Origin of the sequence: Inquilinus sp. 2KB_23 (assembly GCF_052115705.1) — a bacterium.
Taxonomy (GTDB): domain Bacteria; phylum Pseudomonadota; class Alphaproteobacteria; order DSM-16000; family Inquilinaceae; genus Inquilinus; species Inquilinus ginsengisoli_A.
Window position 1 is genome coordinate 92,916 of sequence record NZ_JBFRHF010000012.1, and the last position, 24,362, is coordinate 117,277.

Annotated in this window: 18 protein-coding genes and 1 tRNA gene; 11 read left to right on the plus strand and 8 right to left on the minus strand. The window is 70.2% G+C overall.

Translation table 11 applies throughout. From position 1 onward, the window contains the following. Positions 1-57: 57 nt before the first annotated feature. Positions 58-687: a hypothetical protein gene (locus tag AB4112_RS17140; protein WP_309791847.1), complete on the minus strand. Its 630-nt coding sequence runs from the start codon at positions 685-687 to the stop codon at positions 58-60. Between the two features lie 30 nt (positions 688-717). On the opposite strand from AB4112_RS17140, the gene pdxR reads away from it, so the two are divergent. Then, positions 718-2,139, plus strand: coding sequence for a MocR-like pyridoxine biosynthesis transcription factor PdxR (gene pdxR / locus AB4112_RS17145; RefSeq protein ID WP_309791846.1), 1,422 nt, complete (start codon positions 718-720; stop codon positions 2,137-2,139). Positions 2,140-2,346: 207 nt separating this feature from the next. Here the strand turns inward: pdxR and AB4112_RS17150 are convergent. Then, positions 2,347-2,431: transfer RNA gene (locus tag AB4112_RS17150), tRNA-Leu, on the minus strand. A gap of 232 nt (positions 2,432-2,663) precedes the next feature. Beyond that, a complete protein-coding gene (locus AB4112_RS17155) occupies positions 2,664-3,428 on the minus strand; it encodes a competence/damage-inducible protein A (RefSeq protein WP_309791844.1) in 765 nt (254 codons plus the stop codon). 117 nt (positions 3,429-3,545) lie between these two features. On the opposite strand from AB4112_RS17155, the gene map reads away from it, so the two are divergent. The 3 genes from map to AB4112_RS17170 all read left to right on the plus strand — a co-directional run bounded on the left by map (position 3,546) and on the right by AB4112_RS17170 (position 6,552). Then, complete coding sequence (gene map, locus AB4112_RS17160) at positions 3,546-4,358, plus strand: type I methionyl aminopeptidase (protein WP_309792243.1); 813 nt, start codon at positions 3,546-3,548, stop codon at positions 4,356-4,358. 47 nt (positions 4,359-4,405) lie between these two features. Then, positions 4,406-5,125 (plus strand): RadC family protein, encoded by a 720-nt coding sequence (gene radC / locus AB4112_RS17165; RefSeq protein WP_309791843.1) that lies wholly within the window; start codon positions 4,406-4,408, stop codon positions 5,123-5,125. Positions 5,126-5,295: 170 nt separating this feature from the next. After that, the gene (locus AB4112_RS17170) at positions 5,296-6,552 is read left to right on the plus strand and encodes an acyl-CoA dehydrogenase family protein (protein WP_309791842.1); all 1,257 of its coding nucleotides are present in this window, start codon (positions 5,296-5,298) and stop codon (positions 6,550-6,552) included. A gap of 21 nt (positions 6,553-6,573) precedes the next feature. Here AB4112_RS17170 and AB4112_RS17175 read toward each other — a convergent pair whose 3' ends face one another. From AB4112_RS17175 to AB4112_RS17190, 4 genes are read right to left on the minus strand one after another with little or no spacing between them, the layout of a single operon-like run. Beyond that, entirely contained in the window at positions 6,574-7,599 is a 1,026-nt protein-coding gene (locus tag AB4112_RS17175; RefSeq protein WP_309791841.1) for an aldo/keto reductase, read from the minus strand. 32 nt (positions 7,600-7,631) lie between these two features. Beyond that, on the minus strand, positions 7,632-8,480 hold the full coding sequence (locus AB4112_RS17180; RefSeq protein WP_441721334.1) for an amidohydrolase family protein: 849 nt from the start codon (positions 8,478-8,480) through the stop codon (positions 7,632-7,634). A gap of 60 nt (positions 8,481-8,540) precedes the next feature. Next, complete coding sequence (locus AB4112_RS17185) at positions 8,541-9,275, minus strand: HAD family hydrolase (RefSeq protein WP_309791839.1); 735 nt, start codon at positions 9,273-9,275, stop codon at positions 8,541-8,543. Continuing rightward, on the minus strand, positions 9,272-10,828 hold the full coding sequence (locus AB4112_RS17190) for an alkaline phosphatase family protein (protein ID WP_309791838.1): 1,557 nt from the start codon (positions 10,826-10,828) through the stop codon (positions 9,272-9,274). The genes AB4112_RS17185 and AB4112_RS17190 overlap by 4 nt, the downstream gene beginning before the upstream one ends. A gap of 397 nt (positions 10,829-11,225) precedes the next feature. Here AB4112_RS17190 and AB4112_RS17195 point away from each other — a divergent pair, with 397 nt between their 5' ends. The 5 genes from AB4112_RS17195 (at position 11,226) to AB4112_RS17215 (ending at position 15,997) form a co-directional block, all read left to right on the plus strand. Next, positions 11,226-11,732 carry a CHAP domain-containing protein gene (locus AB4112_RS17195; protein ID WP_309791835.1) on the plus strand — a complete coding sequence of 169 codons (507 nt, stop codon included), beginning with the start codon at positions 11,226-11,228 and terminating at the stop codon, positions 11,730-11,732. 86 nt (positions 11,733-11,818) lie between these two features. Further along, positions 11,819-12,718 (plus strand): class I SAM-dependent DNA methyltransferase, encoded by a 900-nt coding sequence (locus tag AB4112_RS17200; protein WP_441721339.1) that lies wholly within the window; start codon positions 11,819-11,821, stop codon positions 12,716-12,718. Beyond that, positions 12,715-13,539 carry a 23S rRNA (adenine(2030)-N(6))-methyltransferase RlmJ gene (locus AB4112_RS17205; RefSeq protein WP_309791833.1) on the plus strand — a complete coding sequence of 275 codons (825 nt, stop codon included), beginning with the start codon at positions 12,715-12,717 and terminating at the stop codon, positions 13,537-13,539. The genes AB4112_RS17200 and AB4112_RS17205 overlap by 4 nt, the downstream gene beginning before the upstream one ends. A 139-nt stretch (positions 13,540-13,678) precedes the next feature. Then, positions 13,679-15,127 carry a sugar porter family MFS transporter gene (locus AB4112_RS17210; protein ID WP_309791832.1) on the plus strand — a complete coding sequence of 483 codons (1,449 nt, stop codon included), beginning with the start codon at positions 13,679-13,681 and terminating at the stop codon, positions 15,125-15,127. Between the two features lie 144 nt (positions 15,128-15,271). Further along, the gene (locus AB4112_RS17215) at positions 15,272-15,997 is read left to right on the plus strand and encodes a hypothetical protein (protein ID WP_441721343.1); all 726 of its coding nucleotides are present in this window, start codon (positions 15,272-15,274) and stop codon (positions 15,995-15,997) included. A 17-nt stretch (positions 15,998-16,014) separates the two neighbouring features. On the opposite strand, the gene typA is transcribed toward AB4112_RS17215, so the two are convergent. Next, positions 16,015-17,838: a translational GTPase TypA gene (gene typA / locus AB4112_RS17220; RefSeq protein WP_309791830.1), complete on the minus strand. Its 1,824-nt coding sequence runs from the start codon at positions 17,836-17,838 to the stop codon at positions 16,015-16,017. 276 nt (positions 17,839-18,114) lie between these two features. Here typA and AB4112_RS17225 point away from each other — a divergent pair, with 276 nt between their 5' ends. Together AB4112_RS17225 and AB4112_RS17230 are read left to right on the plus strand one after the other, a co-directional pair. Then, a complete protein-coding gene (locus tag AB4112_RS17225; protein ID WP_441721346.1) occupies positions 18,115-20,007 on the plus strand; it encodes an autotransporter assembly complex protein TamA in 1,893 nt (630 codons plus the stop codon). After that, positions 20,007-24,353 (plus strand): translocation/assembly module TamB domain-containing protein, encoded by a 4,347-nt coding sequence (locus tag AB4112_RS17230; protein ID WP_441721349.1) that lies wholly within the window; start codon positions 20,007-20,009, stop codon positions 24,351-24,353. The genes AB4112_RS17225 and AB4112_RS17230 overlap by 1 nt, the downstream gene beginning before the upstream one ends. Positions 24,354-24,362: the final 9 nt, after the last annotated feature.

Genomic DNA, 24,362 nt, shown 5'->3' on the forward strand with positions numbered 1-24,362 from the left:
CACCTGGCCCCCGCGGATGGACGCCGGCCGGCGGGGACCAGGCGGCGTGGCGCCTCTTCAGCTCGATATCCGCGTGTCGGTCGCGATCCAGTTCTCTTCCCAGGTCTTGCCGCCATCCGCGGAGAAGGACTGCACGAAACGGTACACATCGGGCGCCTGGGGCAGGATCTCGAAGCGCACCAGCACGGCGCGACCGTCGTCGAGGAAATCCTGGCCTTGGAACAGGCCGTGGCCATTCGTGACCCGGCCGTACACCGGCGGCGTCAGCGTGCCGACCCGCGCATTGGAGAAGTGAACGCTCCATTGCCGCGCTTTCGGGTTGTACACGCGCAGGCTGAGGCCCTCGATGTGGTGTCCGGCGGCGCTGTCGGCTTCCAGCTCCAGCAGGTTCGCGCGGCCGTCCCACACCTTGCGGACCGTCGACGTGCCGTTGAATGCGAGCCACTGGTCCGGAGTCTCGCTGAGGGGCTCCGCCAGCACCTTCATCTCGGTCTTCCAGGTGCCGATCTCGAAGTCGAAATCATGCTGGCCGTCGGATGACGGCGCCGCCGTCTGCGCCACCGCCGGCGGCGGGAACAGGAACGCGCAGGCCAGCAGGCCTGCGAAAATCGGGCGATACGTCGGATCTGCCGGCATGGGGCTCTCCCGGATCTGGATGGTGAGCCAATCTAGGTGCAGGGTGGTCATGGTGAAATTACCACTTGGCGCCTGAATGCCATGACCACTCTGCACCTGCCCCTCGACCGGTCGGGCGGCCTGCCGCTGCACCGGCAGATCTATGACGGCATCCGCGGGGCGATCCTTGCCGGCGCGTTGCGGCCGGGCCAGCGCATCCCGTCCACGCGCGCCTTGGCCCTCGACCTGGCCGTGTCGCGCCTGCCGGTGCTGGCCGCCTATGAGCAGCTTCTGCACGAATGCTATCTCGAGGGGCGGGCGGGGTCCGGCACCTATGTCAGCCAGGCGCTGCCCGACGAGCTGCTGCAATCGAAGCCGGTGCCGGATGGGGCGCGGCCGGCGCCCCGGGTCCCGCCGGAAAGCGACTATGGCGGGCTTGGTCCGTTCCGCACCAGCCTGCCAGCGCTGGACCGGTTTCCGCATGTCGCCTGGGCGCGGCTGGTGGCGCGGCATGCGCAGCGGCTGCCGCCGGCGCACATGGCCTATGGCGATCCGGCGGGGCTGCCGGCGTTGCGCGCGGCGATCGCCGACCATCTGCGCGCCGCCCGCGGGGTCCGCTGCAGCGCCGAGCAGGTCCTGATCGTCTCCGGCTCGCAGGCGGCGCTGCGCATCGCCGCCGCGGCGATCCTTGCCCCCGGCGACGCCGTGGCGGTGGAGGAGCCGGGCTATCCCGGCGCCCGCGCCGCGCTGGCGGCCGGCGGGGCGCGGCTGCTGCCGATCCCGGTCGACGAGGGCGGCATCGACGTGGACGCGCTGCGGCGCGCCGGCGGGGCGCGCGCCGCCTATGTCACGCCCTCGCATCAATATCCGCTCGGCATGTCGATGACCGCAGCGCGGCGGCTGACGCTGCTGGACTGGGCGCGGCGCCAAGGCGCCTGGGTGCTGGAGGACGACTACGACAGCGAGTACCGCTACGTCAGCCGGCCGCTCGGCGCGCTGCAGGGCATGGATGCGCATGGACGGGTGATCTATGTCGGCACCTTCAGCAAGGTGATGTTTCCCGCATTGCGGGTCGGTTATCTCGTGGTGCCGCCGCCGCTGCTGCAGGATGTCTTGCGGGCGCGCCTGGCCTTCGATCTGTTCCCGCCCACGCTCTACCAGTCGGCGCTCGCCGAGTTCCTGGACGGCGGGCATTTCGTGCGGCATCTGCGCCGCATGCGTGGCGTGTACCAGGCGCGGCGCGCGGCGCTGCTCGACGGTCTGGCGCGGCATTGCGGCGACCGCCTGGTCGTCCACAATGCCGACGCCGGGCTGCATGTCGCGGTGCTGCTGCCTGATGGATTCGATGACACCGATCTCGTTCGGCGCATGGGCGATCGCGGCCTGACGGCAACCGCGCTGTCCACCTGCTACGCGAGCACGGTGCCCCGCTGCGGGCTGCTGCTCGGCTTCGGCGGTTCGGACGAGCGCAGGTTGCAGGACGCCACGCGGATGCTGGGCGAACTCCTGCGCGCGTACCCGTAGGCATGCGCCGGCCAGGGCGGGTGAGAGGAGCGATCAGGAGGCATTCCGCCCGCCTCCCCGTAAGCGGACATCCGCACACGGGTGATCCCGAGCCGCTGCGCTTCGTTGGTGTAACGGCCCAGCGGCCGGCCGGCCTCGAAGAAGGGGTCGCGTTCGACCGACAGGCCAACTGGGCCGCCAAGGGCCGTGGCACGGTTGGGGGAAAATTGGTGCGGACGGCGGGACTCGAACCCGCACTCCCGAGGGATGCAGATTTTAAGTCTGCTGTGTCTACCGGTTTCACCACGTCCGCACGGGTTCCGTCTATCGCCTGAGACCGGGCGGCGCGCAAGCGCAATGCGCCTTGCAACCGGCCCGCCGATCTCTCATCTCGGAGAGATGCACGACCTCGACTGGATCCGACTCGCCTGGCTGGCCGCCGCCATCATCCTGGTGGCCCCGGCCGCGTTCCGGCGCGGATGGGGCGGTCATGGCCTGGCCTATGCCGCCGCTTGGCTCGGCATCGCGCTGCTGATCGGGCTGGCCTATTCGGTCTTCGCCACATCCAGGCCGGCGGTGCCGCCGAGCGAGACCACCAGGGCGCGCACAGCCTCGGTCGCCACCGACAGCCGGTCGGCGTCGGTGCCGCGCAGCACCAGGCTGGTGCCGAACTTGCCGGCCCGGAAATACGGGTAGCTGCCGATCGACAGGTCCGGGTACTCGGCGGCAATGGCGCCGAGGCCGGCCGCGATCACCCCTTCGCCGAGGTCGCAGGTCACGGTGCGGCTGAGCACCCGGTCGCCGCCGGTCAAAGTGGGGGCGATGCCGTCGAACATCGCCTGCATGATCCGTGGCACCCCGGCCATGACATGGACGTTGCCGATGCGGAAGCCGGGCGCGGCGCTGACCGGGTTGTCGATCAGCGTGCCGCCCTCCGGCACATTGGTCATGCGCAGCCGGGCCTCGTTCAACTGGCCAGCCTCGTAATGCGCCTCCAGCCGCCGCACCGCCTCGGGGTGGCGCAGCAGCGGCACGCCGAAGGCGCGGGCGATGCATTCGGCGGTGATGTCGTCATGGGTCGGGCCGATGCCGCCGGTGGTGAAGACGTAGTCGTAGCGGCTGCGCAGCGCGTTGACCGCGGCCACGATCTCGTCGGGGACATCCGGCACCACCCGCGCCTCGCGCAGGCGGATGCCCAGTTCGGTCAGCCGTTCCGCCAGGAACCCCATGTTGGCGTCCTTGGTGCGGCCGGAGAGAATCTCATCGCCGATCACCAGAACGGCGGCGGTGACGATGCGCGTATCGGTCATGCGGTCCTGCCCATCGGATTCCGGTCGCTCCGCCCCATATCGGGTCGGATGACGACCGGCCGACAGCGATGCTATAGCCTAGAGGCGATGCGAGACAGGATAGAAAGCGTGACCGAGGTGGAACCCCAGACCCGCGAGGAAGGCCACATCCCCCTGCACGGCGAGGCCGGCTTCGCGGCGATGCGCCGTGCCGGCCGATTGGCCGCAGAGACCCTCGACTTCATCACCCCGCATGTGCAGCCGGGCATCACCACCGACGAGCTCGACAAGCTGTGCGACGGCTTCATGCGCGACCATGGCGCGGTGCCGGCGACGCTGGGCTATCGCGGCTATCCCAAATCGAGCTGCATTTCGCTGAACCATGTCGTCTGCCACGGCATCCCGGGCGACCGGAAGCTGGAGAACGGCGACGTCCTGAACATCGACGTCACCCCGATCCTGGACGGCTGGTACGGTGATTCCAGCCGCATGTACATTGCGGGCGACAAGGTCACGGTGAAGGCCAAGCGGCTGATCGAGGTGACCTATGAGGCGATGATGCGCGGCATCGCCGTGGTCAAGCCTGGCGCCACGCTGGGCGACATCGGCCACGCCATCCAGGCCTATGCCGAGGGCCACCGCTTCTCGGTGGTGCGCGACTTCTGCGGTCATGGCGTCGGCAAGGTGTTCCACGCCCCGCCCAGCATCCTGCATTACGGCCGCCGCGGCGACGGGCTGGCCCTGCGCGAAGGCATGATGTTCACCATCGAGCCGATGATCAACGCCGGCCACTGGGCGGTGAAGATCCTGTCGGACGGCTGGACCGCGGTGACCCGCGACCGCAGCCTGTCGGCCCAGTTCGAGCACACGGTCGGCGTGACGGCCGATGGGGTGGAGATCTTCACCCTGTCCCCCGCCGGCCTGACCCAGCCGCCCTACCTCATCCCGTGATCGGGCCGGTCTCGTGATGGGCCCCGCCTGATGATCGGACTGCTGCCGTGACCGCGCCGCCGGATGCGACGGACACCGTCCCGTCCTCCGGTGGTGAGCCCCACCACAGCGGTCATCGCGACCGGCTGCGGCAGCGCCTGCTGACCGCCGGCGCCCCGGCGCTGGCCGATTACGAGATCATCGAGCTGCTGCTGTTCGCCGCCATCCCGCGGCGCGACGTCAAGCCGCTGGCCAAGCAGCTGATCGCCACCTTCGGCAGCCTGGGCGCGGTGCTGTCCGCCACCCCGACCCAGCTGACCCAGCGCGGGGGCCTGGGCGACGGCAGCGTCGCCCTGCTCAAGGTGGTGCAGGCGGCGGCCGAGCGCATGCTGAAGGAGCAGGTGGCCGACCGTCCGGTGATCGGATCGTGGCAGTCGCTGCTGGATTATCTCGGCGTCGCCATGAAGTTCGGCGCCACCGAGCAGGTGCGGCTCTTGTTCCTGGACCGCAAGAACGCCTTGCTGGCCGACGAGATCCCGGCCCAGGGCACGGTCGACCAGGCGCCGATCTATCCGCGCGAGGTGGCCCGCCGGGCGCTGGAGCTGGGCGCCAGCGCGTTGATTCTGGTCCACAACCATCCCTCCGGCGACCCGACACCGTCGCGCGCGGACATCGAGATGACCAAGGCGGTGGCGCGGGCGGTCGAGGCGGTCGGCGTGACCCTGCACGACCACGTCATCATCGGCCGCAAGGGCCATTCCAGCTTCAAGAGCCTGGGCCTGCTCTGAGCCCTCCTGAATTGCGTCCGTAGCCCGACCCCCGCGCAACCGCAATCGGGCTGCAATGCCGTGGCCTTAGCGTTCCGCCATTGCCACGGGCACCTCGCCGGCTCCGGCACGACGGTCGCGACCAGCCGGACCGCGCGATGGGCGCCCACAAACGCGGACTGGGAAGCGCCATGCGCGAGGCTTTCGAACACATCACCGGCCTGTCATTCGGCAGCCGCGGCGGGGGTGACGGCGGCGCGCCCGCCTCACCGACAGCCGGGACGCTGCGGGCCGACCTCGTGGACCGCGCCCGGGCGCTGGTGCCGCTGCTCACGCGCAACGCGACCCGCACCGAGGCCGACCGGCGGGTCCCGGACGACAGCATCCGCGCCATCCAGGACGCCGGCCTGTTCCGGATCATGGTGCCCCGGCGCTTCGGCGGATCGGAGACCGACATCCGCACCTCGATCGCGGTGGCCCGCGAGCTGGCGATGGGCTGCGGGTCGACCGCTTGGGTGCTGTCGCTGATCAATGCCTGCGCCTGGATCACGGGGATCGGCACCGATCGGCTGCAGCAGGATGTGTGGGCGGAGAATCCCGATGCCCGCGTGGCCGGCGCCCTCGCCGGCGAGGCGCAGAGCCGCCGGGTCGATGGCGGGCTGGTGGTCAGCGGCCGATGGCCCTGGTCCAGCGGCTGCCAGCACGCGGATTGGGGCCTGGTCGGCGTGCCGATCGTCGATGCGGCCGGCACGGTCGTCGATCGCGGCCTCGCCCTGATCCCGATGCCGGAGCTGGGCATCGAGGACACCTGGTTCGTGGCCGGGATGAAGGGCACCGGCAGCAACACGCTGGTGGCCCGGGACGTGACGGTGCCCGACCACCGCATCCTGCCCCTGTCCCGCCTGCTCGCCGGCGACCACCCGACGCCGCACAAAAGCGAGGCGCTGTACCGCACCGCCTTCGTGCCCGTCGCGGCCCTGATCCTGATCGGGCCGCAGCTCGGCCTCGCCACCAGCGCCCTCGAATTCGTGATGGAGAAGGCCGGCCGGCGCGGCATCGCCTACACCAGCTACGACACCCAGGCGGCGGCCCCCACGGTGCAACTGGCCATCGCCAGGGCGGCCATGCTGATCGAGACGGCGCATCTGCATGCCGACCGCGCCGCCGCCGACATCGACGCGGCGGCCCGGGCCGGCCGGACGCTGAGCCTTGTCGAACGCGCGCGGATCCGGATGGAGACCGGCTATATCGCCGAGACCGCGCGCGAGGCCATCCGCATCCTGTGCTCGGCCCATGGCGCCTCGGCCTTTGCCGAAACCTGCCCGTTGCAGCGGATCTGGCGCGATTCCGAGGTCGCCAGCCGCCACGCCATGGTCAACCCGGAGATCAACAGCGAGATCTACGGGCGGGCGCTGCTGGGCGCCGACCCCATCACCAACCTGGTCTGAGCCGCGGGGGTTCGGCCCGTCTCAGCCCGGCACCGGAGCGTCCTCGCGGACTAGGCCTTCGCGCTTCAGCTCGACCCAGAACTCGGCCGGGATCGGGGTGGCGATCAGCGCGTGGTTGCGCTCGACCTCCTCCGGCTTCACCGCGCCCGGGATCATCGACGCCACCACCGGATGCGCCAGCGGGAACTGGATCGCCGCCGCCGGCAGGGCCACGCCATGGCGCTTGCACACTGCCTCGATCCGGGCCACGCGCTCCAGGATCTCCTTCGGCGCGTCGGCGTAGTTGTACTTGGCGCCCGGCACGGCGCCGGTGGCCAGGATGCCGGAATTGTACGGCCCGCCCAGCATGATGCCGATGTCGCGGCGCTGGCACAGCGGCAGGAACTCGTCGAGCGCGGTCTGCTCCAGCAGGGTGTAGCGCCCGGCCAGCAGGAAGCAGTCGAAGTCGCCGCCCTCGGCGAAGCGCATGCAGGATTCGACCTCGTTGACGCCGACGCCGATCGCCTTGACCACGCCCTCCTCGCGCAGCCTGAGCAGCGCCTTGTAGGCGCCGGCCAGGGCCTCCTTCAGCCGCTGCTCATAGGCGTCGCGAGAGCCGTGGGTCCAGATGTCGACGTCGTGGATCAGCAGGATGTCGACATGGGGGATGCCAAGGCGCATCAGGCTCTGCTCGAAGGCGCGCATGGCGCCGTCGTAGCTGTAGTCGTACACCGGATTGAACTCGAGCCCGCCGGCCCAGCCGCCATGGTCCACCGCCGCGCCGCGCTTCGGCGGCTCGAACACCCGGCCGACCTTGGTCGACAGCACATAGCTGTCGCGCGGCCGCTGCCGCAGCACCTGGCCGAAGCGGTGCTCGGACAGGCCGAAGCCGTAAAGCGGCGAGGTGTCGACCAGGGTGACGCCGAGCTCCAGCGCCCGGGCCATGGTCTGGGTCGCCTGCCCGTCCGGCAGCTTCTGGTAGAAGTCGCCGAGCGGCGCCCCGCCGAAGCCGAGCTGGGTGACGGGTACGCCGCTCTTGCCGAGCGGACGGGTCGCGATCGGGTCCATGGACGGGCGGTCCTCTCTCAAGCGTCTTGGGCTCAGCCGAGCCGGTAGAAGGCGGTGGCGGTGTCGCGATAGAGCTGCCGCAGCTGCGCCTCCGACGCGTCCGAGAGGATGGCGTCCAACGTGTCGACCCAGCGGCGATAGCTGGAGGCCAACTCACAGACGGGCCAGTCGCTGCCGAACATGGTGCGGTCGAAGCCGAAGCAGTCAATCGTATGACATATGTACGGCTCGATCTGGGCCCGGGTCCAGCCCCCATGATCGGCTTCGGTGACCACGCCCGAGACCTTGCACCAGACATTCGGCAGTGCCGCCAGGGCGCGCATCTGGTCGCGCCACGGCTGGTCGATCCCGTCCTTGATCCCCGGCTTGCCGATATGGTCGAGGACGAAGCGGATCTCCGGGCAGCGCCGCACCAGTTCCAGCGCGCTGTCGAATTGCGGGTGGAAGATGCACAGGTCGAAGGACAGGTCGTATTCCGACAGAAGCCGCACGCCTTCGACGAAGCCCGGGCGGATGCAGAAATCCACCGCCTCGCCCTGGATCAGCCGGCGGATGCCGCGCAGCTTCGGGGTGGCGGCCTGCAGCGCGTCGAGCTCGGTGCGCACCGCCTGGCCGTCCTCGACCGCGGCCGAGGCGACGATGGCGCCCAGGCGGGGGTCTTCCAGCGCGCCGACCCAGCGCGCCTCCTCCACCCTCTGGGCGGTGGCGATGGCGACCTCGACGAAGACATAGCGGTCGATCGCCACCCCGTCGCGCTGCCGGTCGTAGTCGGCCGGCAGGTGCGGCGACTTCAGGACCGGCACCCCGTCCATCCAGGGATACGGCATCGCTGCGGGGTCATAGATGTGCACATGGCTGTCGACGATCGGAAAACCGGGCACGTTACCCTCCTCGGCCGACTCGATTTTGCGGGACTTTAATCGAAAATCCGACCGGCGCCATCAGGCCTGTAGTGGACGCCCGCCCCGCTCGAGCAGCGCCTCGAGCCCACCGATGTCGGGCAGGCTGAGATCGGCCAGGCCGGCCAGGGTCTCGATGGTGCCGGTGCCGGTCAGCACTCCGACGCACAGGCCGACCCCGGCCGCGCGCCCCATCGCCATGTCGTGCCGGTTGTCGCCGACCATGGCGACGGCGCCGGGCGGCAGGCCGGTGGCGTCGCAGAAGCCATAGACCATGCCCGGGTTCGGCTTGTGGCCGTGGCCGCTGTCGTAGCCGGCGACGAAGTCGACGAGGTCGTCCAGCCCGAACATCGCCAGGGTGTTGCGGATCGCCACCTCGCCGTCGCTGGAGGCCACGCCGAGCTTGAGGCCGCGGTCGCGCAGCCGCCGGAACAGCCCGGCCGGATCGGCCACGGTCGGCACGATCGCGGTCGAGGTGGCGCCCTGGAAGATGCGGTCCATCTCCGGCACCAGCAGGTCGAGATCATAGGGGCTGCCGGCGGCGATCCACGCGGCCGCGATCTCCGGAGTGGCGCCGGCGGCGAACAGCGTGTCGGCGCGGACCACACCGGTATCAGGGTCGGCGCCGCCGACCGCCAGCAGCCGCCGCGCCAGCTCCGGATCGCCGGCCGCGGCGAACAGCGCCGCCTCGCGGTTCAGCGGCGTCCAAGTCGAGGCATAGTCGATCAGCGTGCCGTCCTTGTCGAACAGGATGCCCTGGATACCGGCCGTGTTCATGACGGCTCCTCTTCGAAATAGCCGCCTTCGAGGGTGATGTGGCTCAGCGTCCGGTCCTCGTGCCGCATGCGCCAGGACAGCAGTTTCTGGGCATAGGCCAGCACCTCGCCGGCATAGGCCGGGTCGCGGCTGCGGTCCTCGAACTCGCCGGGGTCGCGCTCCAGGTCGAAGAACAGCGGCGGCAGGCCGGTGCAGTGCACATATTTGCGCCTGGCGTCGCGGATCACCTGGACACCGCATTCGTTGCCCTGCAGCCGGCCGTGCTCGCTCTCGATCCGCTCGCGCACATTGCCGAAATCATAGAACCAATGCGCCGCGTCGCGCCAATCCCCCGGCGTCTCGCCGTGGCAGAACGGCAGCAGCGCCCGGCCGTCGCACTGCCGCGGCACGGGCAGGCCCAGCCAGCCGAGGATGGTCGGCAGGATGTCGACCGATTCGGTGAAGCCGTCGACCTGCCGGCCGCGCCCGGCATCGGCGGCGGCGCGGGGGTCGCGCACGATCAGGGGGATGTGCGCCGACTGGTCGAAATAGCCGAGCTTGCCGAACAGGTGGTGGTCGCCGAGCTGTTCGCCATGGTCGGAGGTGAAGACGATCAGCGTGTCGTCCCACTGGCCGCTCTGCCGCAGGAAGTCGAAGACCCGGCCGAGATGGTGGTCGACCTCCGAGGCCAGGCCGTAATAGGCGGCGCGGACCGCCGCCACCCCGGCCGCGTCGAGGGCGGAGGCCGGGCCTTCGGCATGGTTCAGGAACTTGGACAGCGGCACCGCCCGGTGCAGCCCGGCCAGCAGCGGATGCTGCTCGCCCTCCGCCGCCGCCGAGGGACCGCGCAGCGGCGCCGGCACCGCTGCCGGATCATAGGCCATGTGCCAGGGCGCCGGCGCGGCGAAGGGCGGATGAGGGCAGACATAGGTCAGATGCACGAACCAGGGCTGGCCCTGCCGCACCGCGAGGTGCCGCAGCACCTGGTCGGTGAGGAAGGCGGTCTCGCTGTCCTCGGCCCGGATCCGGGTCGGGCCGAAGCCGCCAGGCGCGGTCTCGCCGGCCGGGTCGGGATCGTAGAGCGGCTCGCGCCCCTGCCCCGGCTCGGCGATGTCGTAGCCCTTGGCCAGGAGGTCGGCAATCCAGCCACGGCTGAGCTCCGACAGGTTCATCACCGGGGTGAAGCCGGGCGCCACGCTTTCATAGGTGTCGCGCGCCGGGTCGCCAGGCGGACGGCCGCGCGGGTCCAGCGAGGTGTCGGTGTAGCCGAACAGCAGCGGTTCCCACCCGCCGCGCCGGACCTCCTGTGCCAGGTTGCCGTGGCGGGCATCGAGCGGCATGCCGTTGCGGACGCTGCGATGGGTGTGGGGGTACAGGCCGGTCAGCAGCGTGGCGCGCGACGGGCCGCAGGGATAGGCGTTGGTGTAGTGGCGCCGGAATAGCGTGGCATCGGCCGCCAGCGCGTCGAGCGCCGGGGTGCGGATGCACGGGTGCCCCACCGCCGACAGTGTGTCGCCGCGCCACTGGTCGGCGGTGATGAACAGCACATTGGCCACGCCTGCGACCTCCCGCATCCCAACGCTCCGCGACTGCTGATACAGCAAGCGCAGGCGTCGCGACACGGGAAAGCGGGCCGGCGCGGCGCAGCGTCACGCGGTGCTGCCCGGCCCGGAATTCAAGCCAATGCGATCAGGTCAGGCCGACGCTCCTAAGACAGCGGCGGCACCCGCAGCACCTGGCCGGGATAGATCTTGTCGGGGTCCTTGAGCGTCGGCTTGTTGGCTCGAAAGGTGGCTGATCCCGGAGCTTGACGGCGAGACAGAGATGATGTTCCCAATCAATCTGAGAATCCGGCACCTTTCCTACTCGCGAGGGTTGCATCGCCTCAACTCAGACTTGATTGGCATCCCAAAACACCCTATCTTCCAGTGCATTGAGGGGCTTTTCTGACTAATTGGTTGAGAGCAAGCGATGCCACGACGCATCTGGGTGCTGTCGATCGCCCTGGTCCTGGCCGCTTGCGGCGGCGGGCCCGACATCGTGCGCAACCCCGCCAGCACCGGCGTCGCCCGCTACGTCACCGCCAATGCGCCCGAGGAATGCGTGCCCTATGCCCGCTCGGTCTCCGGCATCCAGCTCAGCGGCGATGCCTGGACCTGGTGGGACCATGCCGACGGCGTCTACGCCAAGGGCAGCACGCCGAGCTCCGGCGCCGTGCTGGTGCTCGGTCAGTCCGACCGGCTGAGCAGCGGCCACATCTCGGTGGTGGTCACGGTGCGCAACTCGCGCGAGATCACGGTGTCGCACACCAACTGGGGCAACAACGGCCCGACCCGGCGGCGGATCTACCGCGAGCAGTCGGTGGTCGACGTCTCCTCCGGCAACGACTGGACCGCGGTGCGGTTCTGGAACCCCGACACCAACGCCTATGGCGGAGTCTACGAGGCCGACGGCTTCATCTATCCGGTCGGGGCCTGAGCACACCTATCGACGATCCGGGGTCGTATCGACTATAAGCCCGGCGCGATCACGGCACCGCCGCGACGCTTCGGATCCTGCGCCCCATGACCCTTCCCCTCGTCCTTCCGGATCCACGGGCGCGCCGGCGCCTGGAGATCGGCCTCGCCTTGCTGGCGGACGGGCAGCCGGCCGAGGCCGCCGAAGCCATCCGCGCCGCCATCGAGATCGACCCCGCCGACGCCGAGACCTGGCACGCGCTCGGCCAGGCGCTGGAAGCGGCGGGCGAGCCCGCTGAGGCGGCTTACCGCACAGCCCTGCAACTGGATCCGGACGACCGCATGGGCGCCGCGGTGCGGCTGGCGCTGATCGGCGCCGCGCCGGCCCCGGCGCAGCTGCCCGAGGCGCATGTCCGCACCCTGTTCGACCAGTATGCCCGGCGCTTCGACACCGCGCTGGTCGACGCCTTGGGCTATCGCGGGCCGGAACTGCTGCGCCGTGCCGTCGACCGGGTGATGTCGGAGGGGTGGCTGGACATCCTCGACCTCGGCTGCGGGACCGGCCTGGCCGGCGCCGCCTTCGCCGACCGCCGCCGCCGGCTGGACGGCATCGACCTGTCGCCCGCCATGATCCTGCAGGCGATGGCGCGCGGGATCTACGACCGGCTGGAGCCGGGCGAGATCGCGGCCGTGCTGGCGGACTGGCCGGAGCGCTACGACCTGGTGCTGGCCGCCGACGTCGCGGTCTATATCGGCGATCTCGGCCCCCTCTTCGCCGCCGCCCGCGACGTGCTGCGACCGGGCGGCCTGTTCGCCCTGACCGCCGAGGCGCATGACGCGGATGGCTGGCGCCTGGGCGACCATCACCGCTACCTCCATTCCTCCGGCTATCTCGCGGCGACCGCAGCGGCGGCCGGCTTCGCCGTGGTTGAGGTCGAAGGCGCCTGGGCCCGGCGCGAGAACGGGACGCCGCTGCCCGGCTGGGTCGCGGTGCTGCGGGCGTCATGAACTACCGCCACGCCTTCCATGCCGGCAACCAGGCCGATGTCGTCAAGCATGTGGTGCTGGTCGCGCTGGTCGAGGCGCTGCGCGGCAAGGCCAAGCCGTTCTTCGCACTCGACCTGCATGCCGGGATCGGCCGCTACGCGCTGGCGGCCGAGGCGGCGAGGACCGGCGAATACATCGACGGGATCGGCCGGATCGACAGTGCGACCGACGCCCCGCCCGTGGTCGCCCGCTATCTCGACCTGGTCCGCGGCTTCAACCCGTCCGGCAGGCTGGAGATCTATCCGGGATCGCCGCGGCTGATCCGGGCCCTGATGCGGCCGGAGGACCGGCTGGCGCTGGTCGAGCTGCATCCCGAGGACCACGCCCGGCTGCAGGCCGAGTTCCGCGGCGACAGCCAGGTTGCGATCCATCACCGCGACGCCTGGGAGGCGCTGCGCGGGCTGCTGCCGCCGCAGCCCCGGCGCGGGCTGCTGCTGATCGACCCGCCCTTCGAGGTCCAGGGCGAGCAGCTGCGCATGGCGCAGGCCATCGGCGCGGCCCATCGGCGCTGGCCGGAGGGCATCATCGCCGCCTGGTACCCGATCAAGGACCGGCCGCCGGTCGACGCCATGCTGGCGGCGCTGCCGCCCCTGCCCCGCGCCTGGACCGCCGAGCTGACCCTGTTCGACAGCCTGTTCCCGGCCCGGCTGAACGGGTCCGGCCTGATCCTGGCCAACCTGCCCTGGGGGGTGGAGGAGCCGCTGCGCGAGGCCCTGGCCTGGCTGCAGCCGCGCCTGGCCCGCCAGGGCGGCAGCTGGCGATTGGATCCGCTGCCGAGCTGACGCCACGCCGGGATCGCTGGCCGCCACAGCACCGCCCCACGGTTCCATGCCGAACCCGCCATGCAGACGTCCCGATTTCGCGGATAGGAATAGGCCGCCGACAGGTTCAACGTCCTCATGGATATGACGGAGGTCGGACATGTCGACGGCAGGCAACGCGCCCAGGGGCAGCGCTGCAACCTCTTCCAGCGGCGATGATTTCGTCATCGGCAAGACCTTCCTGATCGCGCTGTCGGCGGCGATGGGCGGGTTCCTGTTCGGCTACGACACCTCGGTCATCAACGGCGCCGTCGCGGCCATCCGCACCTGGTCCGGGGCCGGCGAGGTGCTGCTCGGCTTCTCCGTGGCCAGCGCCCTGCTCGGCTCGGCGGTCGGCGCCTGGTTCGCCGGACCGGTCGCGGACCGCTACGGCCGGATCGCGGTGATGCAGATCGCGGCGGTCATCTTCCTGATCGGCTCGGTCGGGTCCGGCCTGGCCTGGAGCATCTGGTCGCTGACGGCGCTGCGGTTCCTCGGCGGGCTGGCGGTCGGCGCCGCCAGCGTCATCGCCCCGGCCTATATCGCCGAGGTCTCGCCGGCCCATATCCGCGGCCGGCTCGGCTCGCTGCAGCAGCTGGCCATCGTCGTCGGCATCTTCGTCGCCCTGCTGTGCGACTATGCCCTGGTCGCGGCGGCCGGCGGCGCCGAGAAGATCCTGTGGTTCGGGCTCGAGGCCTGGCGCTGGATGTTCATTTCGATGGCGGTGCCGTCGGTCATCTACGGGGTGCTGGCCGGGATCATCCCGGAATCGCCGCGCTTCCTGGTCAGCAAGAAGCGCCTGGCCGAGGCGGCGGACGTGCTGCGGCGCTTCGTCGGCAACAAGCCGCCGCCCCAGGTCAAGATCGCCGAGATCGAGCACAGCATCGACCGGGAGAACAAGCAGTCGCTGCGCGATCTGCTGGGCCCTGCGGCCGGCCTGCTGCCGATCGTGTGGACCGGCATCCTGCTGTCGGTGTTCCAGCAGTTCGTCGGCATCAACGTGATCTTCTACTACTCCTCGGTGCTGTGGCAGGCGGTCGGCTTCACCGAGGCCGACTCGCTGATCATCACCGTCGCCACCTCGGTCACCAACATCCTGACGACCCTGGTGGCCATCGCACTGATCGACCGCGTCGGGCGCAAGCCGCTGCTGCTGATCGGGTCCGCCGGCATGACCCTGGCGCTGGGGACGATGGCCTATATCTTCGGCACCGCCCCCACCGAGATGGTCAATGGCGCCCTGGTCCCGGTGCTGCCCGGCCAGGCCGGCGTCGTCGCGGTGGTCGCCGCCAACCTCTACGTCGTGTTCTTCGGGGTCAGCTGGGGGCCCGTCGTCTGGGTGCTGCTGGGCGAGATGTTCAGCAACCGCATCCGGGCCTATGCCCTGGCCGTGGCCGCGGCGGCGCAATGGGTGGCCAATTTCTTCGTCTCGGAGACCTTCCCGTCCCTGGCCTCCGCCGGGCTGGGCATCGCCTACGGCATCTATGCCCTGATGGCCGTGCTGTCCTTCATCTTCGTCGCCCGCGCGGTGCGCGAGACCCGCGGGCGCGAGCTGGAGGACATGGAGTAACCGGGGTCGCTCCGCACACATCCAGGGCTTCGGCGCAAAGGCCCGGCCCCGGCGAAATCCGGTTCGCGGCACGAGGCCGGTCGCGCTAGAGTTCCCGCAACGAGGGGGGACTTCATGACGCGATGGGCTGGGCTAGGCGCCCTGTTGGTGTTGCTGTCGGCCTGCGTCTCGCAGCCGCCGAAACCGCTTGTCCCGCAACCGGGCACGCCGCCCTTCCAGGCGATCGCGCCTGCCGGCTATTGCCTGTCGGATGAATCGGATCCTTTGGCGCCGAGGGTCTATAGAACGATCGGCCAAGTCGCCCAGCCGGGCTCGCAGATCCTGGCGACCTTCCGTCCCTGCGCCGAGATCGGGCCGGAGCCAGGCTCCGCCAAGCCCTGGCATAAGGTTCGGCTCGTCTTTGAGACCAGGCTGATGACTTCTGCCGGCGACCGGCAGGTCTATCTCGCAATCATGGCGAATCCGAAGCTCACCGACCTGTTGAATCAGCGGGTGGTTCCAGGACTGCGGGACCAGATCCCGGATGCCTTGAAGAAGAGCACGACCGTCAGCGACCTCCGCTACCTCGGGTCGGATCAGGATGCCGTCTACGACGGATTCGAGATGACCTCGCGCGGGCTTCCCCCCGCCATGACCGTGACGACACGCTCCGTCTCCGGCCAGACGGTGATCGGCCGCTACACGCTAGCGGTGACGGCCTTCAGCCTGACCGGCAACAACGCGCCCGAGGATTGGGACTTTCTTCAGAAGCTCGTGGTCCAGGCGGTCCACGCCACGATCATCGCGACGGAGCGTCCGGGCACGGCATTGCCGCCGGTGCCTCCCCGGGTGCTGCCGGCAGCGCCCGGAGCGTCAGGCCTGACGACCTGACCGCGTCCTGAGTCGCCTCAGACCGCGGCCTTGTTCTGGCGGTCGAGGCGCTTGCGCTCGTTCGGGTCGAGGAGGCGCTTGCGCAGGCGCACCGTCTTCGGCGTGACCTCGACCAGCTCGTCGTCGTTGATGTAGGTCAGCGCCCGCTCCAGCGTCATCTGGATCGGCGGCGTCAGGCGCACCGCCTCATCCTTGCTGGTGGTGCGGATGTTGGTCAGCTGCTTGCCCTTCAGCACATTGACCTCGAGGTCGTTGCCGCGGGTGTGCTCGCCGATGATCATGCCCTGGTAGACCCGGACCTGCGGCTCGATCAGCATCGGGCCGCGATCCTCCAGGTTCCACAGCGCGTAGGCCACGGCCTCGCCCTGGGCGTTGGAGATCAAGACGCCGGTGTGGCGCGAGGCGATGGCGCCCTTGTGCGGGGCGTAGTCGTGGAAGATCCGGTTCATCACGCCGGTGCCGCGCGTGTCGGTCATGAACTCGCCCTGGTAGCCGATCAGGCCACGGGTCGGCACCAGCATGACCAGGCGCTGCTTGTCGCCGCCCGAGGGCCGCATCTCCAGCAGCTCGCCCTTGCGCTCGGACAGCTTCTGCACGACGACGCCGGAATGCTCCTCGTCGACGTCGATCGTGACCTCTTCGATCGGCTCGAGCTGGTTGCCCGACTCGTCGGACTGGTAGACCACGCGCGGCCGGCTGATCGACAGCTCGAAGCCCTCGCGGCGCATGGTCTCGATCAGGATGCCCAGCTGCAGCTCGCCGCGGCCGGCGACCTCGAAGGCGTCCTTCTCGGCGGTCTCGGTGATCTTCAGCGCGACATTGCCCTCGGCCTCGCGCAGCAGGCGGGCGCGGATGACGCGGCTGGTGACCTTGTCGCCCTCGGTGCCGGCCAGCGGGCTGTCATTGACCGAGAAGGTCATGGCGATGGTCGGCGGGTCGATCGGCTGGGCCGCGAAGGCCTCGGTCACGTTCAGGTCGCAGATGGTGTCGGCGACGGTCGCGGTCACCAGCCCGGCGATGGCGACGATGTCGCCGGCCTCGCCGCTGTCGATCGGCTGGCGCTCGATGCCGCGGAAGGCCAGCACCCGGCTGATGCGGCCGGTCTCGATCGTCGTGCCGTCGCGCGACAGCGCCTTGACCGTCATGTTCGGGCGGACAGAGCCGGAGCGGATGCGGCCGGTCAGCACCCGGCCGAGATAGGGGTTGGCCTCGACCGTGGTGGCCAGCATGCGGAAGGACTGGTCCTCCTCGATCTTCGGCGCCGGCACGTGGCTCAGCACCAGGTCGAACAGCGGCGACATGTCGGTCCGCTCGGCCTCAAGGCTCTCCGCCGCCCAGCCCTGCTTGGCCGAGGAGAACAGCGTCGGGAAGTCGAGCTGGTCGTCATTGGCGTCGAGCGCCGCGAACAGGTCGAACACCTCGTCATGCACCTGGTGGGCGCGGGCGTCCGGCCGGTCGCATTTGTTGACCAGCACGATCGGCCGCAGGCCCAGCTTCAGCGCCTTGCCGGTGACGAACTTGGTCTGCGGCAGCGGCCCTTCGGCCGCATCCACCAGCACGACCACGCCGTCGACCATGTTCAGGATGCGCTCGACCTCGCCGCCGAAATCGGCGTGGCCCGGCGTGTCGACGATGTTGATGCGGACGTCCTTCCACACCAGCGACGTGCACTTGGCCAGGATGGTGATGCCGCGTTCCCGTTCGAGGTCGTTCGAATCCATGATTCGTTCGGCCACGACCTGATTGTCGCGGAAGGCCCCCGACTGGCGCAACAGGACGTCGATCAGGGTCGTCTTGCCATGATCGACATGGGCGATGATGGCGATGTTCCGGATTTCCATGGTCGGTCCGAGGCGAGCGCAAGGTGCGGGCAAAACGAAGGACGGCGGACAGGGCGCCTTGCGAACGCCCCAACCGCCGTCGACGCGGAATATAGGGAGATCTGCGGCAAGTGCAAGCCGACTCCAGCAACACATTGACAAGTCGAAGGAAAATTTGCGGCAACGAAACCCTTATTCCAGGTGTTGCGATAGGGGTGGCAACCGAAGCGCGGACCGTGGACGATGCCGCGGGGCGTCGGGCTAGGGGGGATGGGCTTGCGACTGAGATGGCACGGATTGACATGGCTCGGCGTCCTCGCCGCCCTGGTGCCCCCTGCGGCGGTCCTGGCGCAGAGCGATCCGGCCGAGCCCGCGGCCGACGCGGCCGCTGCGGCGACTCCGCTGCCGGACGCCATTGCCTATGTCGCCACGCTGGAGCCGGTGTCCGACGACAGCGCGACCGCGGCGCTGACCGGCGCCTCGAACCTGATCACGCTGCAGTCCAGCCCACCCGCCGGCCCGGTCGGGCTGATCCGCCGGGCGCTGGCGGACCAGGACCGGCTGTACGGCGCGCTGGGCGCCCTGTCCTATTACGGCGCCACGGTCGGCATCACCATCGACGGCAAGCCGTTGAACGATCCCGGGCTGATCGACCAGCTCACGGCGCGGCAGAGCAGGGACCCGGTCAAGGTCTCGATCAAGATCGACCTCGGCCCCGGCTACAAGTTCAAGACCGTCCGCCTGACCGACACCAAGGGGTCGGACCAGCTGCCGCTGGTGATCGACCGCACGCCGCTGGGTCTCGACCCGGGCCAGCCGGCGCTGTCGGGCACCATCCTCAGCGCCGAGGGTGCGATGGTGTCCCAGATGAACAACCAGGGCTATCCGCTGGCCAAGGTGCCGTCGCGCGACGCCGTGGTCGACCATAGTAACAACACCATGGACCTGACCGAGGTGCTGGATCCCGGCCCCAAGGCCGGATTCGGCGCGGTGTCGGTCGAGGGCGAGAAGACGGTCGACGAGAGCTTCATCCTGAGCCGGGTGCCCTTCGTGCCCGGCCAGGTCTATTCCCCGTCCCAGATCCAGGACCTGCGCAAGGACCTGGCCGACCTTGGGGTGTTCAGCAATGTGCGGGTCACCACCGCGACGGCGCTGGACCCCCAGGGCAATGTGCCGGTGGCGATCACGGTGCAGGAGCGGCCGCTGCGCTTCTTCGGCTTCGGTGCCAAATACGAGACCAATTACGGCGCCGGCATCAACGCCTATTGGGGCCATCGCAACCTGTGGGGCGGGGCCGAGCAGTTGCGGGTCGACGGTGAACTCAGCGGGGTGGGCGGCGGCCAGGGCAGCGGGACCGAACCGAACTACAAGTTCGGCGTCACCCTGACGGTGCCGGGCTTCCTGGACCGCAAGACCACGCTGGATGCCAAGGCCGAGGCGGTACACGAGGTGCTGGATGCCTACACCAGCACGCGCGGCCTGGTGCAGGGCATCGCGACCTACCACTACACCAAGCAGATCGACCTGCTGGCCGGCCTTAGCTTCGAGAAGGGCCATGTCGAGAACGACGAGGGCACCTGGGACTACACCTTCGTCGGCATCCCGCTCGGCGCCAAGATCGACACCACCGACAACCTGCTGAACCCATCCAAGGGTTACCGGGCGCAGCTGTCGCTGACCCCCTACCCGACCTTCCTCGGATCCTCGGTCGACATGGTGGTGGCCAAGGCGCTGGCGTCGACCTATCTCGACCTGTCGGATGATGGCAGCATCATCATCGCCGGGCAGCTCGGCATCAGCAGCATCGCCGGCCCCGACATCGCCGACGTGCCGCCCGACAAGCGGCTCTATGCCGGCGGCGGCGGCAGCGTGCGCGGCTACAAGTACCAGAGCATCGGCCCGCAGGATAAGGACCACAACCCGACCGGCGGCCTGAGTTCCCTGATCGGCAGCCTCGAGCTGCGCTACAAGATCACCGACAGCATCGGCATCGTGCCGTTCTTCGACGCCGGCGGCGTCTATGAGAAGAGCGTCCCCGACTTCGGCAGCGACCTGCAATACGCGGCCGGCATCGGCGCCCGCTACTACACCGGCATCGGGCCGATCCGGGCGGACATCGCGGTGCCGCTGAACAAGCGCAAGGACGACGACGCCTTCCAGCTCTACATCAGCATCGGGCAGGCCTTCTGATGCGCGCGATCCGGATCCTCCTCATCGTCCTCGCGGTGGTGATCGGCCTGCCGATCACGCTGCTGCTGATCGGCTTCGGCCTGGCCCAGACCGGCCCCGGCAAGCGCCTCATCGCCGACCAGGCCGGCGGGCTGGCCAGCACGCCCGAGATGCAGGTGTCGATCGGCGCGATCGAGGGGCTGGTGCCCTTCGACATGACGGTGCGCGACGTCGCCGTGTCCGACCCCGCGGGCCCGCTGGTCACCGTCGACCATGCCCGGCTGGCCTGGAGCCCGACGGCGCTGTTCGGCCGCGTGCTGCAGATCGATGCGGTGGAGGCTGGCACCATCACCGTCGACCGGCTGCCCGCCGGCGGCACCACCGAATCCGAGCCCAGCTCCGGCGGCTTCTCCCTGCCCCAGCTGCCGGTCGACATCCGCCTCGACCGGCTGCGGATCGACCAGATCGCGCTGGGCCCCGACGTGGCTGGGATGGCGGCGAAGCTGAGCGTGGCCGGCGACGCCAGGCTGGGCAGCCCGTCGCAGGGGCTGCGGGCCAATTTCGCCGTCCACCGCCTCGACGGCACCGCCGGCGATGTCACGGCGAAGCTGGCCTTCACCCCGTCGACCGAACAGCTCGATGTCGCGGTGTCGGTACAGGAGCCGCAGGGCGGCGTCATCGCCAGCATGGCCCAGCTGCCGGGGCAGCCACCGGTCGACCTCAAGCTCGACGGCACCGGCACCCTGTCCGACTGGCGTGCCACCCTGACCGGCCGCGCCGGCGACCTCGGCGGCATCGACGGCACCGCCCGGATCGAGCCGGGCCAGGGCAGCCGCCGCCTGACCCTGGACCTCAACGCCGATGCCGCCCGGCTGGTGCCGGCCAGCATCGCCCCGCTGCTGCAGGGCAGGACCACGCTGAAGGCCGAGGCCACGGTTGCCGATGCCGGACCGATCACGATCAGGCAGTTCGACGCCGCCACCGCGGCCGGCAGCGTCTCGGTCAACGGCAGCGCCAATCCCGTCGGCAACACGGTCGACCTGGCCTATCGCGTCCAGGCCGGCGCCGCCGCCGGCTTCACCGCCCTGCTGCCGCCCGGCACCGGCTGGGAATCGCTGACCGTCAGCGGCACCGCCAAAGGTGCGCTGGATGCACCAGTGGCCACCGCCGCGATCCAGGGCACCGGCCTGCGCCAGGGCGTCTACGGCGCCCAGACCGCCGCCTTCGACCTGACGGCGACGCCGCAGGGCAAGCTGTCCGACCCCGAAGCGCCGATCGGGCTCAGCGCCACCGGGTCGGTCGGCGGCATCGTGCTGGGCGACCCGCAGCTGGAGGCCGCCGCCGGCCGGACCGTCGACCTGCAGCTGGCCGGCAGTGCCACGCAATCGGGCAAGGTGGTGATCGACCGGCTGGAGACCAGGCTCGACGGCGCCGTGCTGACCGCCAGCGGCCAGGGCGACGCGATGGCGCCCGCCGGCGCCGGCACGCTGCACCTGAGCGCCATTGATCTCGGCCGCGTGTCCGGGCTGGTCGACCAGCAGATCTCAGGCACCCTCGACCTGACCGTCAAGCCGGCGCTGCAGGCGGATGGCTCCGGCAGCATGGAGTGGGCCGGCACCATCGGCGAACCCAATGCCGAGGCCACGCCGACCGCCGCCGTGCTGGGCAAGCAGGCGACGCTGAGCGGTCGGATCGAGCGCAGCGCCGCGGGCAAGATCACCATCTCCGATGTCAAGATCGACGGCGACAAGGCCTCGCTCGCCGCCTCCGGCACGCTGGACGGCGAGGCGATCACCGGCGCGATCAAGGCGTCGCTCGGCTCGATCGCCGCGGTGTCGCCCGGGGTCGAGGGCGCGGTGTCGGTCGACGCCATCCTGTCCGGCAGCATCGGCGCGCTGGGCGTCCGCGGCCAGGTCGTGGCCAAGGGGGTGAAGAGCGCCGGGCACACCATCGAGACCCTGACTGCCGACATCGACGCCACCGGCCTGCCCTCTGCCCCCGCCGGCACGCTGAAGCTGGCCGGCACGGTCGACGGCAAGCCGGCCACCGGCAACGCCACGCTGGGCCAACGGCCGGATGGCGGCTTCGACATCAAGGGCCTGGCGCTGGATGTCGCCGGCGTCAAGGCGGACGGCGACGCCACCATGGCGGCCAATGGCGGCCCGATCGGCGGCACCATCAAGCTCGCCGTCGCCGATCTTGGCGTCGTCGGCGCCTTCATCGGCCAGACCCTGCGCGGCCAGGTCGACGCCACCCTGGCGCTCGACCCCGCCAGCGGCGCCAGGATCGACCTGACCGCCCGGCGCGTCGCCTATGGCGCCACCGCCACGGTCGACGAAGCCCGGCTGACCGGGCTGGTGGTCGACCCGATGGCGGATGGGCGCCGCATCCAGGACGGCAAGCTGGTGATCACCGGCGCCAATGCCGGCGGCACCCCGATCAGCCGCGCCGAGTTGAATGTCGCCGGCACCATGCAGCAGCTGGCGCTGCAGCTGCAGGCCGCCACCGGATACGGCACCGCCGACATGGCCGCCGATGTCGGGCTGGGCGGGGCCGAGACGGTGGTCGGCCTGAAGCGCCTGACGGTCCGCCAGGCCGGTCAGTCGGTCACGCTGTCCAGGCCCGCCACCATCCGGGCCGGCGCCGCCGGCGTCGACCTCGGCACCATCGACCTCGCGGTCAGCGGCGGCGGCAGCGTCACCCTGTCGGGCAAGGCCGGCGACACGCTGGACCTGCGCGCCAGGATCGCCCGGCTGCCGCTCGGCCTGGCCGAGATCGCCAGCCCCGGCCTGGGCCTGCAGGGCCAGCTGAACGGCGATGCCACCATCACCGGCAGCGCCGCGGATCCCGAAGGCAAGTTCTCGCTGAAGGTCACCGGCGCCAGGATGGGCGGGTTGGACACCGCCGGGCTGCCGCCGGTGGACGCCACCGCCGACGGCACCATCGCCGGCCAGCGCGTCACCGTCACCAGCCGGGTCACCGCCGGAAAGGCGCGGCTGGACCTGCAGGGCGCGGTGCCGCTGGGCGGCGGCGCGATCTCGGCCTCGGCCAAGGGCCAGGTCGAGCTGGGGATGTTCAACGACCTCCTCGGCGCCGGTGCCGACCGTATCGGCGGGCCGCTGTCGCTCGACGTCAAGGTCGAGGGCACGGCCGACAAACCCCAGGCCTCCGGCACCATCACCCTGCGCAACGGCATCTACCAGAACTCGCAATACGGTGTGCGGCTGCAGAACATCGACGCCACCGTGACCGGCGCCGGCGACAGCTTCCGCCTGACCAGCCTGGCGGCGAAGACGCCGGGCGGCGGCACCATCAGCGGCAGCGGCAGCGTGACGCTGGGCCCCCGCGGCAGCCTGCCGGTCGACATCCGGCTGCAGACCAACAATGCCCTGCTGGTCTCCAGCGACCTCGCCACGGTCCATGCCGACAGCGATCTGACGATGTCCGGCGACCTGTCCGCCGACGCCCTGCTGAAGGGCTCGATCAAGATCCGCAATGCCATCCTGCAGATCCCGGACAGCTTCCCGGTGTCGGTGACGCCGATCCCGGTGCGCCAGATCAATGTGCCGCCGGAGATCGCCGCCCGGCTGAAGGCGAACGCGCCGGCCGCCCGGCCGGCGCCGAAGCGCACCTCAAACCAGCCGCAGCGGCCGCCGTCGCAGATCGCGTTGGACATCGCCGTCGACGCGCCGAACCAGATCTATGTCCGCGGCCAAGGCATCGATGCCGAGTTGCAGGGCCAGTTGCACATCGTCGGCACCACCTCGACCCCCGACATTCAGGGTGACTTCGAGATGAGGCGCGGCTACATCGCGAAATTCGGCCAGCGGCTGGATTTCGAGCATGGCCGCATCACCTTCGACGGCGGCGTGATGGACCCGCGGCTGGACTTCCTCGCCTCGTCCAAGGCCGGCGACGTCACCGCCCACATCCAGGTCGCCGGCTATGCCTCGAAGCCGGAGCTGACTCTGAGCTCGTCGCCCGAACTGCCGCAGGACGAGGTGCTGTCGCGGTTGCTGTTCGGCCAGGCCACCGGCCAGCTGAGCCCGACCCAGGCGATCCAGCTGGCCCAGGCGGCGGCGGAGCTGGCGGGCGTGGGCACGCCGGGCTCCGGCCTGCTCAGCGGCATCCAGAAGTCGCTCGGCCTCGACCAGCTCGACTTCAACACCAATGCCGCCGGCGCGTCCTCGGTCGGCATCGGCCGCTACTTGACCAAGGGCGTCCGCGTCGGGGTGGAGCAAGGCATCGATGCCGGCGACACCAAGGCCACCGTGACCCTCGACATCACCCCCAACATCAAGGCCCAGGCCGAGGCCGGCGGCCAGAGCGGCGGCGGCCTCGGCGTGACCATGGAGTGGGATTACTGACGGCTGGTG